Raw genomic sequence first — 15536 nt, 5'->3', positions numbered from 1 at the left:
CCCCCCGCACCCCACCGCAACTACTACGTAGGATAGTGACCGTGCTCCCCCGCCTAGCCCTGACCTCCGTCGTAGCCAACGTAGCCATCGTCGTAACCGGCGGCGCCGTAAGGCTGACCGACTCCGGCCTAGGCTGCCCCACCTGGCCCAGATGCACCGACCAGTCCTACACCGCGAACCAGGAAATGGGCATCCACGGCGCCATCGAGTTCGGCAACCGCCTGCTCGGCGTCGTCGTCGTCGGTGTCGCCATCGCCTGCCTGGTGGGCGCCCTGCGGCGGCGGCCCCGCCAGCGCCGGCTCGTGTGGCTCTCCGGCGCGGTCGTCTTCGGCGTCTTCGCGCAGATCCTGATCGGCGGGCTCACCGTGCTGACCACGCTCAACCCGTGGTTGGTGGGCGTGCACTTCCTCGGCTCGATGGCGGTACTGATCGCGGCCTACGCCTTCTGGCGTGCCCTCCGCGCGCCGGTCACGCCTGAGGCGATCCCGGGGCCGCTGCGCGCACTCGGCTGGGTGATCGTGGCGGTCACGACGGCCACGATCACCGTGGGCACGTGGGTCACCGGCAGCGGCCCGCACGCCGGCGACCACGGCGCCGCCCGCATCGACATCGACGCCGAGACGATCTCCCAGGTCCATGCCGACCTCGTGTTCCTGCTGATCGGTCTCTCGGTGGCGGCGTGGCTGGCGCTGTGGGGCATCGGCGCTCAGCGCGCCGCAAAGGCGGCTCTGGTACTGGTCGCGGTCGAGCTCGCGCAGGGGTTGATCGGTTTGGTCCAGTACTTCACGGGCCTTCCCGAGATTCTCGTGGGCGCCCACATGCTCGGCGCCTCGCTGGTGTGGCTCGCGACGCTGGCCCTGCTCGCCAATCTTGCCGATGTCAGGTTCCAAACCAGGCTCATCGACATGACACCCGCAAGATCGGCGGACTACTCCGTGAAGTGAGCGTTGCGGGGCTACGTCGGGCTGGGTTCGCCGGGCAGTGGCGGAAGGTGCGCGCTGTCGGCGGGGCTGGGCGACTCGAACGGGGTCGGGTCGTCGCTGGAGTCACCGCTGGGGCAGCCGGCCAGGGCGGTGGCCAGGAGTAGGGCGAGGGTCAGGCGACCGATCGTGGCCGCGACAGTACGGCTCATGGCTCTCCTATCGCTGCAGGGCTTGGATGGGTGGGATGCGGGAGGCCCGCAGGGCCGGGTAGAGGCCGGCGACGATGCCGGTGAGGGTGCCGAGGGCGGGCGCCGGCAGGACGGCCCAGGGTTCGAGGACGGCGGTCCATTCCCACAGGACCGCGACGGCGACGACCGCGGTGGCCCCGAGGGCGGTGCCGGCAAGGCCGCCGAGGGTGCCCAGGACGGCGCTTTCGGTGAGGAACTGGGCAGCCACGTGCCGGCCGCGGGCGCCGAGGCAGCGGCGCAGGCCAATCTCCGGTACGCGTTCGAGGACGGCGACCAGCGTGGTGTTCGCGATGCCGACGGCACCGATGACCAGGCAGATCCCGGCGAGCAAGAGGAACAGGGCGCTGAGGTCGGCGGCGACGCCTTCCTGGAGGCTGCGTGGGTCGGGCGGCGCGGTGACGCGTAGCCGGTTCGCCGCGTCGGGACGCAGAGCGACGGCGAGCTGCGCGGCGACGACCTGGGCGGCGCCGAGCCGGGTCTCGACGATCATGCGCGTGGGATCACCGCTGGCCGGCGGTCCCCAGAGGTCTTCCGCCGTGGCCCGCGGGACGGTGACCGAGAGCAGCAGCTCACCGTGGCGCTGGGCATCGGCGACGATGCCGATGACGGTGAGGGGCACGCCGTCGACGAAGACGGCGGGCTGGGTATCGAGGCGGGTGATGCCGAGGCGTTGGGCGACGGCCTGCCCGAGTACGGCGACGTGTTGCCGGTGGCCGTCGTGGAACTCGTCGTAGAGGCGGCCGGCGGCCAGAGTGGGGCGCATGGCGAGGACGGCACCGGGGCTGGCGGCCACGACAGGGTAGGCGTCGAGTTTGGCGGAGTCTGCCATAGGCAGCCTGCCGACCGGGCGGCTGCCGGCGAACCAGTAGACGCCAGCCTGGTCGACGCCGTCGATGGCCAGCGCCCGGGACTCCGCGTCGGGGGTGAACGGAGGGCCTTCCAGATCCGCGTCGGCGGCTATGTCCTCGACGGTGACCTCGGTAGCCGCCAGCACCGTGAACCGCTTGCTGATCTGGGCGCCGGTGGTGGCTGTCAGGCCGAGCACGGCCACGAACGTCGCGACGCCGACGACAGTGCCCAGGGTTGTCAAGGTGGAGCGAGCCGGGCGTTGCAGCACGCCAGCGAGCGCCTCTCGGACGAGGTCGCGGGTGCTGATCCGGGCCGGCGGCACGGCGTGCGGCCGGCGCCACCGGCCCAGCACCCTCACGGCCGCGCCTCGGTGGGGTAACGGCGCTCCTCCAGGATGCCGTCGCGGATCGTGATGACATGTTGGGCGCGGACCGCCACGTCGTCATTGTGGGTGACCACCACCAGGGTGACGCCGGTGCGGTGCAGGTCGTCGAAGAGGTCCAGGATGGCGGTGGCGGTGGCCGAGTCGAGGTTTCCGGTGGGCTCGTCGCACAGCAGCAGGCTGGGCCGGTTGACCAGGGCCCGCGCCACCGCGACGCGCTGGCGCTCGCCGCCGGACATGGTGGTGGGTAGGGCGGCGACGCGGTGCGCGAGCCCGACACTGGCGAGCGCGTCTGCTGCGCGGGCAGCCCGCTCGCCGTGCTGGACGCCGGTGTAGAGCATCGCGAGCATCACGTTTTCCGTGGCGGTGCGGTGCGGCATCAGGTGGAACGCCTGGAATACGAAGCCGATCCGGCGTCCGCGCAGGGCGCCGCGTTGCGGTTCGGACAGCTGCCCGACGTCGATGCCGTCGAGACGGTACCGGCCGGTGGTCGGCGTGTCGAGCAGGCCGATCAGGTTGAGGAACGTGCTCTTGCCCGAGCCGGAGGGGCCCACCACCGCTACGTACTGCCCCTGCTCGATGATCAAGTCGGCGGGTTGGAGCGCGCGCACCGGCGGCGGGCCGGGATAGGTGCGTCCGACCCCGGCGAACTCGACCGCGGGAGTGCTCACCGCTGCCCCACCACGACCCGGTCGCCCGCCTGGAGCTGACCGGCGGGTGCGGACACCTCGACGTATCCGTCACCAGTGCGCCCAACGGTCACCGGCACCGTGCGTTGCTCGTCCGCCCCCGCGACGACGGTGACCGTCGCCTGCGAATCCGCGCCGGCCGAAACGGCGGCCACCGGCACCACCAGCACCGGCTGCGCCGAGCTGGCCACGACGATGCTGAGCCGCACCCCCTGCCCGACCAGTGCCTCGTCGAGTTGCGCATCGCCGGCCACCGCCACGGCGTACCCGGTCGGGACCGTCCCGCCGCTGGAGTCACCGGACTCGCCCGAGCCGCCCGGGGCGGCCGCCATCGCGGCTGCCGCCTCACCGACCGCGACGACCTTGCCCGGCAGGGTTTCGCCGCTCTCGCCGGCTCTTATCTGCACCGGCAGGTCGACCACCACACCCTGTGGATCCGCTCCGGCCAGGGTGCCCACGGCCACCACGTCGCCCACCGCGAGAACGGCCAGCGTCCCGGTCACCTCCTGGCCGACCACCGCGTCGACCTTTACCACCCGCGCCGGAAACCGCGGCACGAACGCGACCTCGCCCATCGGCAACATCGGCCCGGTGCGCGCCACCAGCGCCGCGAGGTCGGCCTTCGCCTGCGTCAGCGCCTGCTTGGCGTCGGCCACGCTGGACGTACCCGGCGCCGGCGTGGCCACCGCCTGCGCCTGCCGCAGCGCGCGCTCGGCCGCCGTCACCTGAGCGCGGGCGGCCCGCACCGCCTGCGCGTCGGCCTCACCCGTCGTCGGCACCGGATAGCCCAGCGCGTCGTACAGTCGGGTCAGCGCCGCCTTCGTCGATGGCCCGAACACCGTCTCCGTCGCCACTCGGTACCCCAGGCTGCGCAGCGCCGCCTGCAACTGCGCGACGTCCTTGCCTCGCGCGCCCGGGCGAATGTCTCGATACGCGGGAAACGCGCCCGGCAGCACCACGACCGGGCGGCCGGACACCTCGGCAACCACCGCGCCCTTGGCCAGCCGCTGCCCAGCCTTGACCCGGACCCCGGTGACGACCATCCGCTCCGCCTCGAAGACCGCGGCCGGGCGGATCTCCACCGGGCGGGTCTGCACCACCGTGCCGCGTAACACCACTGTGTCTTCGAGCAACCGCTGCTCCACGACCGCGGTCAACACCGTGCGCTCGGGCGCCTCGGTCTCCGCCGCGACCTGCGCGGGCGACCGGACCAGCGTGGACAGGCCGAGCACGGCTACGCACAGCAGCGCCACCACGGCCGCGCCCCAGGTCAGCCAGCGCTGCCGCCGCGCCAGCACCGAACCTACCGCCGGCGCCCCCTCGGCCACCTCGCCGGCATCGGGCGCCTCGTCGGCCCGCCCAGGCTCGTCGGGCGTCGCCATCAAGCGCCGCCGCTGGCCAGCACCCGCCCAGCTGTGGCCGCCCGTGCCTGCACGTACGCCTTGACCGCGGTCAGCTCGGTGCCGTGCTGCTCGACCTGCCGCCGCTGGTAAGCCCGCTCCACCGCCAGCATCGTCCCGACCACGTTGGCCTTGTCCTTGCACTTCACGTCGGCGACCGCCGTCGCGGTCTCCTCCGCACTGATCGTCTCGCTCTGCCACCGCTGGTCGTCGTTGGCCGCGAACGGATCGGGATAGCTGAAACCCTCATCCTTCATGCACGCGCTCCACGCCGCGAAGACCTTCACCACCCGGCTGTCGGCCATCGTGCGCCCCCGCGCCTCGACCTGGAGGCGTTGCACGAGCGCCAGGTCGGCCTCCCGCACACCCCCGGCGAGCTTGTCCGTCGCCTCCTTCGCACAGCCGCCGGCGGGCACCGGCTCCCCGTTGTACGAGCTCTGCCCGCGTCCCGCCCACACGTTCATCGCCTCCCTCGACGGCGTCGGAGCATTCGCGTCCAGCTCGGCGAGGGCGCGCTGCCGCTTGATGATGTCGACCGCGTGATAACCCTCCACCGACGCCTTCTCCACATCAATGATCGAATAACGCCGGGCATACGGATCGACCTCGAACGAGCCTGACACCCGCGCCGCTGGCCAGTCAAGACCGAAACGCTTCATGCACTGCCGACCCAGAATGTTGACAGCGTCGGTAATGGCGTGTTCTTGATCTTCGGTCTGTGCGAAGTCATCCAATGGGAGAACCAGTTCCGAAGACGACCGGATCACCGGGACCGCGTCGATGGCCGGCTCGTCCGCGTCATCTGAGGCGTCTTTGGTGCAGCCAACCAACACGACGACCAGCGCCGCGACGGCGATGGCGCCCCATGTGGATGACCGTCGCCCTTGCGGGACTGGAATCATTTAGATCTCCTCGATGGGACGTGATACACCGTTCGCAGTTGTAATGAAATATTCTGCGCGAATTCATATTTGGAGCGTGTTGGCCAACGGGCCCTAACGGTGCCCCGCCCGGCCACGGCCAGGCCGTGGCTTGGACGGGACACCGCCTCTCACCGTTCCATGTCCCGGAGCGCCGCGCGCCCCGCGACTAGAGCTAGAAGAACAAGTGGGAGCTCAGGTTGTCGTTGAAGCTGCCCAGGCTGTAGTACGCCCAGCTGACGTTGCCTGACGCCTGCCCGTACGGGAGGACCGAGATGTACGGGTAGGTGTAGTTGGCGTGCTGGTATGTACGAAGGCTCCGGGTCTGGTGATAGTTGGCAATGCTGCTCGCGCGGTCGTTGAGCTGGGTGCCCGAGTTGACGAAGAAGTACCCGCTGTAGTTAGCAAGGTTTCCATTGCTGTCGTACAGCGCCCCACCGTAGTTGGAGTGCTCCCACAGCACGAACTCGCCGTACTCGATCACGCCATTGCCGGGCGCGGCGGCGGCGGGCGCCGAGGCCCCGAACACTCCGACCGCCGCGACGCCTGCGAATGCCGCAGCAGCGGCAATCGCCTTCTTGATTCTCATGGGTCTGTATTCCCCCTTGGTGAATTCACACCAGGACCTCGCTGGATGCGTTGCCGAGGCGCTCTGCTTGTTGGCACTTCCGGACCTACGCGCAGGAATCCCCGAGGAATATCTCGGCCGCCGAACCCCCCGAAGACATGAGCCGCCCAGTCGCGAGCCGGGCAACCCGCTATAACCCTGCCACAGGATGCGTTGGCGTCAATACATCAGTCGGCTTTAGGCAGCTGCGTATCAAGGAGGATCAAGCGAGCTTGTAGGCGCGGATCACCGTCTGCTCGACCGTGTTGCCTGATTCGTCCTCCGCCACCGCCCTCAGCGATACGTAACCGGGCCCAGCGGGGTGCTGCAGCACGACCGCGTTGCCGGCGCGCGTGGCGACGACCCACGACTTGCCGTCGTCGAACGACGCCTCCACGCGCAGCGACGCGTTCGGGGCGGCCGCCGAATCCGGTTGCGGCGTCACGGTCACGGGGATCGTGGCGGGCTGGCCGGCGGGCGCGGCGTTTTCGCTGTTGACCGGCGGCGCGAACTGCACCGTCGACAGCGGCATCCGCACCGCCTCCGCACCTTCCACATGCCCGGACCGGAACGTCCACGCCACCCGTACCTCGGTCGACAGCGTCGCCGGGCCTGACCGCTGCGCCACCATCTCCAGGCGGTAGTCGGCTGGCTCGGGCGGCACCTCGAACTCCCCGTTCAGCTCGCTGAGCTCGGCGTTTTTGACACCATCGAGGAAGAGCGTGATGCGGCCCGTCGCGATGCCCGAGTACCCGGCCCGACCCACCCCGTCGCCGTACAGCGGGGCGAGCACGAGCAGCTTGTCACCGGTGCGGGTGACCCACTGGTGCTCGTACGCCGGTGACGCCACCGTCGGGCCGAAGACGCCGCGGCTCCACTGCTCCTGGTACGCCTGACCGGGCTTGTAGGAAAGCGGCGGCGCGACGGTGGTCGTGACGTACTCGTCCGCGGTCATCTCGTCGAACGACCGGAACCACCGCATCCGCCCGCCCGCGTTGTAGTACTCGGTGCGGGTCGACGGCAGCGCGAACGCCAGCGGATGCGCGAAGCCGCCCATCAGCGCGTCGGGCAGTACCGGCCAGGCCAGCTTCCGTCCCGTCGTGCCGGACGCCTCGTGACCGTGGTCGGCCCGTACCGTGGCGAGGTCGGCGGCGGTCAACTCCTGCGCCATCCCCGTGATCATGTGATCCTCGGTGAGCCACCCCAGCAGGTACGCCGTGTCGGGCGCCTCGAACGTCGCCGTCACGCGCGACACGAAGCCCTCTGCGGTGCTGGCGTCGACCGCGCCCGCGTACAGGCCGGCGAACGTGCGGCCGAGCGTGCCCACCTCGACGGTGCGCCCGGTGGCGATGGCGCTGGCCGCCACCTCGGCGAAGGCCTGGCCGGCATCCGCGCGCGGCACCGACGCCGACAGCGGCCGGCCCGTTCGCGAGTCCAGCGTGATGGTCACGGCGCCGCCCACGTCGAGGCTGGGCTGGGCGAGCATCGTCGTGGCATAGCCGGCACCGTCCGGCGCGGTGATCGCGCTGAGCACCGTGTACCGGCCCTTGGGCAGCCGGGTGCGCACGGTACCGGTGGAGGCGGGCAGCGTGCGCGCGATCTTGCCGTCCCAGCTCGCCAGGACCGTCACGTACCCCTCTGCGGGTGCGCCGTCGCGGCCCAGGTGCGCCACCGTGACCTCGTAGCTCTCCACCTCACGGTCGAACGCCAGCGGCGTGTGCGTGTCACCGGCCGTCAGGTGGCCGGTGAGCAACCCGTTCGCCCCGTCCACCCGCCCGTCGACGGTGACCGTGACTTCGGCGGTGCCGCCCGCCGGCACGGTGACGGCGGCCGGCTCGACGGTGACCATGGCGGCCGGCAGCCCGTCGACAGCGGGCGTGAGGGTGACCGGTTCGGTGCCGTCGTTGCGGTACGTGACGGTCTTCGCGACCGGGGTGTCGTCGTCGTGCGGCCACGGTTGCCGCCCGAAGCTGAGGCTCGCCGGCACGGCGGTGACCGTCCGGGTGACCGCCGCGGCCACGTCGAGCCGCCCGGCACCCTGCGCGAACACGCTCAGCGCCGGATCGGGCTTTGCCGCACCCATCAGCCCGGCCTTGATCTGCGCCGGGGTCCAGTCGGGACGCCGCTGAGCGAGGATCGCGGCGGCGCCAGCGGCGTGTGGGGCGGCCATGGAAGTACCGGACAGGGTGGTGTGCGTGTCACCCGGCAGCGTCGAATCGGCGCTGCGGGCGGCGGTGATGGCGACGCCCGGGGCGGTGATGTCCGGCTTGAGCGCGCCGTCCTCGGCGCGCGGGCCCTGGCTGGAAAAGTCGGCGAGCCGGTCGGCTTTCGTGACCGCACCCACCGCGAGCGCCGCGTCCGCCGTGGCCGGCGACGAGATCGTGCCCGCGCCCGGGATGTTGCCCGCCGCGACCACGAAGAGCGTGCCGGTCAGGACCTGCACCGCCCGCTCCACCGGGTCGAGCCCGGGGGTGTCGGGGCCACCGAGGCTGAGGTTGGCGACCGTGGCGCCTTGCTTGGCCGCCCACTCCATCCCGGCGACGATCCACGACTCGGCGCACCCACCGTCGACACACACCTTGCCGTCGAGCAGCCGGGCGCCCGGCGCCACACCGTCGGCACCGGCCACCGTCGCGGCCACGTGCGTGCCGTGACCCGTGTGATCCTTGTCGTCCTCGTTACCGTCGGTGAAGTTCTGCCGCGCGGTCACCCGGCCCGCCAGATCCGCGTGACCCGCGTCCACACCACTATCAAGTACGGCGACCGTGCTGCCCGTGCCGTCGAAGCCGGCCGCCCACGCCGCCGGCGCGCCGATCTGCGGCACGCTCTCGGCCAGGGCCGGCTGGCGCAGCCCGTCGAGCCAGATCGCGTCGACACCGATCGTCATGCGCCGCTCGGCCGGCCCCCCAACGGTGAACGTCGACCAGAAGTCGGTGAGATTGTCAGTATCCGCCGCGACCGCGTGCCCCTCCACCGGCACGAGATCACGCACGACCCGCGCACCGCCCTCGGCCACTCGTTCCCGCCCCCGGGCCCGCGCGTCGGTCCCGTCGTAGGTGACGATGAGCGGCAACTCGGCCAGTCCGTCATAGCCAAACTCGAACAGGGTGGTGACGTCGAACAGCCGCGGATCCAGATCGCCCGCTCGCAGCAGCGCCAACGCGTCGGCCGGAATCACGTGCAGATGGTCGCCGTCCCGCCGAGTCACGAACCGCATGTCCTCGCGCCCTTCGCCGGGCGAGACCGACGCCTTGTCGCCAGCGGTGACGGTGACGCGATCGCCGCTGACGAGCGTGACAGAGCGGGCGTCCGCGGTGGGCGCGGCAGCGGCGGACACGGTGGGCGCCGCTTCCCCGTTGGCGACAGCGGGTACGGCCGCAGCCGCACACAGCACCACAAGCGCGACCACACCCCGCGTACCCACCCTCACCTAGATCCACCTCCACAAAGCAACCAAAGCCAGACATAGACCAAAGCAGATGCCTCCCAGATCCGCAACCCCACCACTGACGTGATCAGGGCGTCCCTCAAGTCGTTCTAGCGACTTGAGGGACGCCCTGATCACGTAAATGCGGGGTGGAGTTAGCGGTGGGAGGCGATTGCCCTGGCTAGGCGGGCGGGGGCGGCCTCGGCGGTGGCCAGGAACAAGGAAGGCTCGGTCAGCTCGAGCTCTACCAGCAGCGGCCGGCCGGCTTCGTCGGGGATCACGTCGACGCGGGCGTACAGCAGGCGGTCGGGGCCGCCGGGGATCGCTGCCAGCGCCTGCTCGCCCACTGCCAACTCGGCGTCGATCGGCACGCGGGGCTTGATGGTCTCTTCCTTGTAGAGGCCGGTCGCACCGGTGTCGGGGCCGTCGAGCATGGCGCCCTTGCGGATGGCGTGGCTGAACGCCAGCTTGCCGGACTCGTCGGGGAGGTACAGCAGGGCGGTCTCGCCGTACGTGTCGACGGCTGGCAGGTACGGCTGGATCATCACGGTGCGGCCGGCGGCGATCAGGCGGGCGGCGTGTTCGCGGGCGAGCCGCGCCTCGTCGGGGTCGCCGAGGCGGTACCGGCCGGTGTCGACGCTGCCGGCACCGACCGAAGGCTTCACCACGTACGCCTCGCCGGCCGGCGGGGTCCACGTGTCGTCGGTGGCCCACGCGGTCGGTACGACGGGGACGCCAGCCGCCGTCAGGTCGCCCAGGTAGCGCTTGTCGGTGTTCCACTGGACGATGTCGGCCGGGTTCGCCAAAGACGGCACACCGGCGGCCCAGGCCACGAACTCGTCGCGGCGTGCCGTGTAGTCCCAGGGAGAGCGGAGCACGGCGAGGCGGAAGGACGACCAGTCGACGCCGGTCGCGTCCCAGGCGACCGGGGTCGCCTCGATGCCGAAGGCGCGCAGGGGCTCGATCAGCAACCGGTCGTCGGGGTCGAGATCGGGCAGTTCGGCGCACGTAACGAGAGCGACCCGGGATCGCTCCCGGGCCGCTGGGTCGACGTTAACTGTCACGGGTCAGCGGGCCAGATTGCGCCGGCCCATCGAGCGCCAGAGGTCGTTGCTCGGCCGCATCTGGTCCATGAGCTCGCGCTCCCACTCGTTCTCCACCTCGACGCCTGCCTTGACGCATGCCGTGCGCGCCACGTCGGTGGCCTCAGCGAACTGGTCTGCCCACACGCCGTCTTCCCCCACGAGGACGATTCGTGCGCCACGCTTGCCGACGTACTCGATGACCGCCTTAGCTCCCCCGTGCCCGGCGGCGAACGCCCGAATGCCCGCGACGAGACCCGCAGGGGTCGACGCCGGAGCAGTCGGATCAGTAGCCAGCTTCGTATCGGAACCATCTGCCATGAGCCGAAGCCTATGCAGACGCAGAGGCTTGGCGCGGGGCACCGACAATTATTTGTGATGCCAATTACCCAGACGTTTACCTCGACCAGGCGACACTTTCGCCCGATTTTTCCGGACATTTTGGTAAACGCCGGGACGGCAAATCAGACCTATTGCCGGGTGCCAAAAAGTCGACCCGTAACTGCGGAGATTCGCCTCGAAAAGGACAATTTAGATGAGCGCGTCGGCGGCGACCGCGACGAAGAGGATCGTCAGGTACGTCGTCGACCAGTGGAACAGGCGCATCGGACGGAGCGGCTCTCCCCGCCGGGAACGACCGACCAACCGGTGCGCCTCCAGTACAAAGAGCGCTCCGAAGACCAGCGCTGTTACTCCGTACACGAGACTCATGCCCAGCGGCCAGACCGCGAGTGACGTCGCCAGCGTGAGCCAGGCGAAGATCAGGATCTCGGCATTGACGCGGCGTGCCGAGGCGACCACCGGGAGCATCGGAATGCCCGCCCGCGCGTAGTCGTCCTTGAACTTGATCGCCAGCGCGTAGAAGTGCGGCATCTGCCAGAAGAACACGACACCGAACAGCGCCCATGCGAGCGGCGACAGCCCGCCCGTGACCGCCGCCCAGCCGATCAGCACCGGCGCCGCGCCGCACGCGCCACCCCAGAAGGTGTTCTGCGGCGTCGAGCGCTTGAGCCACAGCGTGTAGACGACGTCGTAGTAGATGATCGCGGCGAGCGTCAGCCCGGTGGCCAGCCAGTTGGTGAAGGCGGCCATCAGCGCGATCGACACGACGCCCAGTACGAGGCCGAAGACCAGCGCGTTGCGCGGCGCGACCCGGTGCGCGGGCAGCGGGCGGCGGGACGTGCGCTTCATGACCTGGTCGATGTCGCGGTCGATATAGCAGTTCAGCGCGTTGGCGGCGCCGGCCGCGAGCGAGCCGCCGACCAGGACCACCGCGACCAGCCACAACGACGGCAGGCCGTCGGCGGCGAGCATCATCGCCGGTACCGTCGTCACGAGCAGCAGCTCGACGATGCGCGGCTTGGTGAGCGCGACGTACGCCTTGACCACCGCCGCCACGTCCGGACGGGACCGCGTGCGGCTCCGCGCGAGGTCACGCGGGGCGACCGGACGCGGATCGACGACGCCCGCCGGTGGGGCTGGGCGCTCGGTGATCATGCTCACGTAACCAGGCCACCTTCCGGCGTCGCGGGCGCTTGGATGGCGTGCGACCAGCAAGGTCAGCGCGCCGACCGACAGGGTACGCGCAGGGTTGATCCGCACTGACTCCTACCCCGTGTAGAAGAACCGGGCGTGTGCCCCGTCACAGCTCGTGAACGGACGTGGCGTGAGATCCGGGCGCAGACGTTTAGCACGGGTAGATAGGGTCAACGCAAGAGGGTCGACGCATTGCCGAGGAGCACACATCGTGACCGCGAACGAAACATCTCTCACCTGGTCAGAGCTCGACCGCAAAGCGGTCGACACCGTACGGACGCTGGCTATGGACGCCGTGGAGAAGTCCGGCAACGGTCATCCCGGCACCGCGATGAGCATGGCCCCGGCGGCGTACCTGCTCTTCAACAAGCTGCTGAAGCACGATCCGACCGACGCGAACTGGGCCGGCCGCGACCGGTTCGTGCTCTCCATGGGCCACTCCAGCCTGACCCTCTACATCCAGCTGTACCTGTCGGGCTACGGCCTGAGCCTTTCCGACCTCAAGTCCCTGCGGCAGTGGGGCTCGCTCACCCCGGGTCACCCCGAGCACGGGCACACGGTCGGCGTCGAGACCACGACTGGGCCGCTTGGCCAGGGTGTGGGCAACGCGGTCGGCATGGCGTTCGCGGCGCGGCGCGAGCGGGGCTTGTACGACCCGGAGGCGGCGCCCGGTGAGTCGCCGTTCGACCACCACATCTGGGCGTTCGCCTCGGACGGTGACCTCGAAGAGGGCATCAGCCACGAGGCCAGCGCGCTCGCCGGCCACCAGAAGCTCGGCAACCTGATCCTCGTCTGGGACGACAACGAGATCTCGATCGAAGACGACACCCGCATCGCCAAGAGCGAGGACATCGCGGCGCGGTACGAGGCGTACGGCTGGCACGTCGAGACGGTCAACTGGCGCAAGGGTCACCCCGAAGAGGGCGAGTACCACGAGGACGTCGAGGCTCTGCACGCCGCCCTGCAGCGGGCCAAGGCCGAGACCGACCGCCCCTCGTTCATCGCCCTGCGCACGATCATCGCGTGGCCGGCACCCAACAAGCAGAACACCGGCAAGTCGCACGGCTCGGCGCTCGGCAAGGACGAGGTGGCCGCCACCAAGAAGCTGCTCGGCTTCGACCCGGAGCAGTCGTTCGCCGTCGACGACAAGGTGCTCGCCCACGCCCGCGAGGTCGTCGACCGGGGTCGGGCCGCGCACGCCGAGTGGCAGCAGAAGTTCGACGCCTGGGCCACCGCCAACCCCGAGCGCAAGGCCCTCTTCGACCGCCTCTCCACCCGCAGCCTGCCCGAGGCATGGACCGAGGCGCTGCCGGAGTTCCCGGCCGACGCCAAGGGCATCGCCACCCGCGCGGCGTCCGGCAAGGTGCTCGACGCGCTCGCCCCGGTGCTGCCCGAGCTGTGGGGCGGCTCGGCCGACCTGGCGGAGAGCAACAACACGACGATGAAGGGCGAGCCCTCGTTCGTGCCGACCGAGCACGCGACGAAGGAGTTCCCCGGCAACGAGTACGGCCGCACGCTGCACTTCGGCATCCGCGAGCACGGCATGGGCGCGATCCTCAACGGCATCGTGCTGCACGGCGGCACCCGCCCGTACGGCGGCACCTTCCTTGTCTTCAGCGACTACATGCGGCCGGCCGTGCGGCTCGCCGCGCTGATGAAGCTGCCGGTGATCTACGTCTGGACGCACGACTCGATCGGCCTCGGCGAAGACGGCCCGACCCACCAGCCGATCGAACACCTGTCCGCGCTGCGGGCCATCCCCGGCCTCGACGTCGTACGCCCCGGTGACGCCAACGAGACGGCGTGGGCGTGGCGCCTGGCGCTGGAGCACACCGACCGGCCGACCGCGCTCGCGCTGACCCGGCAGGCGCTGCCGGTGTTCGACCGCACCGAGCTGGCGCCGGCCGAGGGCGTGGCCAAGGGCGGATACGTGCTGGCCGAGGCGTCCGGCGGCCAGCCCAAGGTGATCCTCATCGGCACCGGCTCGGAGGTGGCGCTCTGCCTGACCGCCCGCGAGCGGCTGGAGGCCGAGGGCACGCCGACCCGGGTCGTGTCGATGCCCTGCCAGGAGTGGTTCCGCGCCCAGGACCAGGCATATCGCGACTCGGTGCTGCCGAGCGACGTCAAGGCCCGCGTCTCGGTCGAGGCCGCGATCGCCATGTCGTGGCACGACATCGTGGGCGACAGTGGGGAATGCGTCAGCATTGAACACTATGGGGCAAGCGCGCCGTACCAGGTGCTGTTCGAGCAGTTCGGCTTCACTCCCGACCGGGTCGTGGCCGCGGCGCACGCGTCGCTGTCCCGCGTCGGCGACATCACAGGTACGACGACCGGTAACTGAGGGAGCGTAAAACTATGACGGACCGGCTTGGTGAGCTTTCCGCCGCTGGTGTAGCGGTGTGGATCGACGATCTCTCCCGGGTGCGGCTGGAGTCCGGTGGGCTCGATCAGTTGCGTCGGGAAAAGCACGTGGTCGGCGTGACGACCAACCCGACCATTTTCGCCAAGGCGCTCAGCGACGCCGAGGCGTACGACGGGCAGGTGCGCGACCTCGCCGTGCGCGGGGTCAACGTCGAGGAGACCGTGCGCATGCTGACCACGTACGACGTGCGGTGGGCGTGTGACGTGATGAAGCCGGCGTACGACGCCTCGGCGGGCGTCGACGGCCGGGTCTCCATCGAGGTAGACCCGCGGCTGGCGCACGAGACGGAGAAGACGGTCGCCGAGGCCAAGGCGCTGTGGTGGCTGGTCGACCGGCAGAACCTCTTCATCAAGATCCCGGCGACCGTCGAGGGCCTGCCGGCGATCACGGCGGTACTCGCGGCGGGCATCAGCGTCAACGTGACGCTGATCTTCTCGCTCGAGCGGTACCAGCAGGTGATGGAGGCGTTCCTCGCCGGCCTGGAGCAGGCCAAGGCCAACGGCCACGACCTGACCAAGATCGGCTCGGTGGCGTCGTTCTTCGTGTCCCGTGTGGACACCGAGGTCGACAAGCGCCTCGACAAGGTCGGCTCGGCGGAGGCGAAGGCGTTGCAGGGCAAGGCCGCCATCGCCAACGCGCAGCTGGCCTACGAGCGGTACACGCAGGTGTTCTCCTCCGACCGGTGGCAGGCGCTCGCCGACGCGGGCGCGCACCCGCAGCGTCCACTGTGGGCGTCCACCTCGACGAAGAACCCGGCCATGCGTGACGTCATCTACGTCGAGGAGCTGGTCGCTCCCGGCATCGTCAACACGATGCCGGCGGCCACCATCGACGCGTACGCCGACCACGGCGAGACCCGCGGCGACACGGTCACCGGCTCGTACGCGCAGGCTCGCAAGGTGCTCGACGACCTGGCGCAGCTCGGCATCGACTACGACGACGTGGTGGAGACGCTGGAGCGCGAGGGCGTCGAGAAGTTCGAGCAGAGCTGGCTGGAGCTGCTCCAGACCGTCGACGGTCAGCTCCAGACGAGCAAGTAAAGGTACAGGGA

General features: G+C 70.3%; 13 protein-coding genes. 3 read left to right on the top strand and 10 right to left on the bottom strand.

The annotated features are described in order from the left end of the window. The first annotated feature begins 35 nt into the window (after positions 1-35). Positions 36-944, top strand: coding sequence for a COX15/CtaA family protein (locus tag QMG73_RS14690; RefSeq protein ID WP_407676802.1), 909 nt, complete (start codon positions 36-38; stop codon positions 942-944). An 11-nt stretch (positions 945-955) separates the two neighbouring features. Here the strand turns inward: QMG73_RS14690 and QMG73_RS14685 are convergent, their stop codons facing one another. From QMG73_RS14685 to QMG73_RS14640, 10 genes are all read right to left on the bottom strand, one after another. Further along, positions 956-1132 carry a hypothetical protein gene (locus tag QMG73_RS14685; protein ID WP_281895724.1) on the bottom strand — a complete coding sequence of 59 codons (177 nt, stop codon included), beginning with the start codon at positions 1130-1132 and terminating at the stop codon, positions 956-958. Positions 1133-1139: 7 nt separating this feature from the next. Further along, the gene (locus QMG73_RS14680) at positions 1140-2378 is read right to left on the bottom strand and encodes an ABC transporter permease (RefSeq protein ID WP_281895722.1); all 1239 of its coding nucleotides are present in this window, start codon (positions 2376-2378) and stop codon (positions 1140-1142) included. Then, entirely contained in the window at positions 2375-3073 is a 699-nt protein-coding gene (locus tag QMG73_RS14675; protein WP_281895718.1) for an ABC transporter ATP-binding protein, read from the bottom strand. Before QMG73_RS14675 ends, QMG73_RS14680 begins: the two co-directional genes overlap by 4 nt. Further along, the gene (locus QMG73_RS14670) at positions 3070-4473 is read right to left on the bottom strand and encodes a peptidoglycan-binding domain-containing protein (protein WP_281895716.1); all 1404 of its coding nucleotides are present in this window, start codon (positions 4471-4473) and stop codon (positions 3070-3072) included. Before QMG73_RS14670 ends, QMG73_RS14675 begins: the two co-directional genes overlap by 4 nt. After that, a complete protein-coding gene (locus QMG73_RS14665; RefSeq protein ID WP_281895714.1) occupies positions 4473-5393 on the bottom strand; it encodes a hypothetical protein in 921 nt (306 codons plus the stop codon). The genes QMG73_RS14670 and QMG73_RS14665 overlap by 1 nt, the downstream gene beginning before the upstream one ends. Positions 5394-5586: 193 nt before the next feature. Beyond that, on the bottom strand, positions 5587-6000 hold the full coding sequence (locus QMG73_RS14660) for a peptidase inhibitor family I36 protein (RefSeq protein WP_281895713.1): 414 nt from the start codon (positions 5998-6000) through the stop codon (positions 5587-5589). Positions 6001-6241: 241 nt separating this feature from the next. Then, entirely contained in the window at positions 6242-9448 is a 3207-nt protein-coding gene (locus QMG73_RS14655; protein ID WP_281895712.1) for a S8 family serine peptidase, read from the bottom strand. Between the two features lie 152 nt (positions 9449-9600). Continuing rightward, positions 9601-10509, bottom strand: a complete 909-nt coding sequence (locus tag QMG73_RS14650; protein WP_281895709.1) for an ATP-grasp domain-containing protein — start codon at positions 10507-10509, stop codon at positions 9601-9603. 3 nt (positions 10510-10512) lie between these two features. Next, a complete protein-coding gene (locus tag QMG73_RS14645) occupies positions 10513-10848 on the bottom strand; it encodes a hypothetical protein (protein WP_265252679.1) in 336 nt (111 codons plus the stop codon). 210 nt (positions 10849-11058) lie between these two features. Continuing rightward, a complete protein-coding gene (locus QMG73_RS14640; protein ID WP_281895706.1) occupies positions 11059-12030 on the bottom strand; it encodes a heme o synthase in 972 nt (323 codons plus the stop codon). Between the two features lie 244 nt (positions 12031-12274). Between QMG73_RS14640 and tkt the strand changes: the two genes are divergently transcribed. Both tkt and tal read left to right on the top strand, forming a co-directional pair. Beyond that, positions 12275-14404, top strand: a complete 2130-nt coding sequence (gene tkt / locus QMG73_RS14635) for a transketolase (protein WP_281895704.1) — start codon at positions 12275-12277, stop codon at positions 14402-14404. 14 nt (positions 14405-14418) lie between these two features. Continuing rightward, positions 14419-15525: a transaldolase gene (tal, locus tag QMG73_RS14630; RefSeq protein ID WP_281895703.1), complete on the top strand. Its 1107-nt coding sequence runs from the start codon at positions 14419-14421 to the stop codon at positions 15523-15525. Positions 15526-15536: the final 11 nt, after the last annotated feature.

It is taken from the genome of Phytohabitans aurantiacus, from assembly GCF_027923225.1.
GTDB lineage: Bacteria > Actinomycetota > Actinomycetes > Mycobacteriales > Micromonosporaceae > Phytohabitans > Phytohabitans aurantiacus.
Note: the sequence above shows the minus strand (reverse complement) of the source record. Positions and strands in the feature narration are given on the sequence as shown.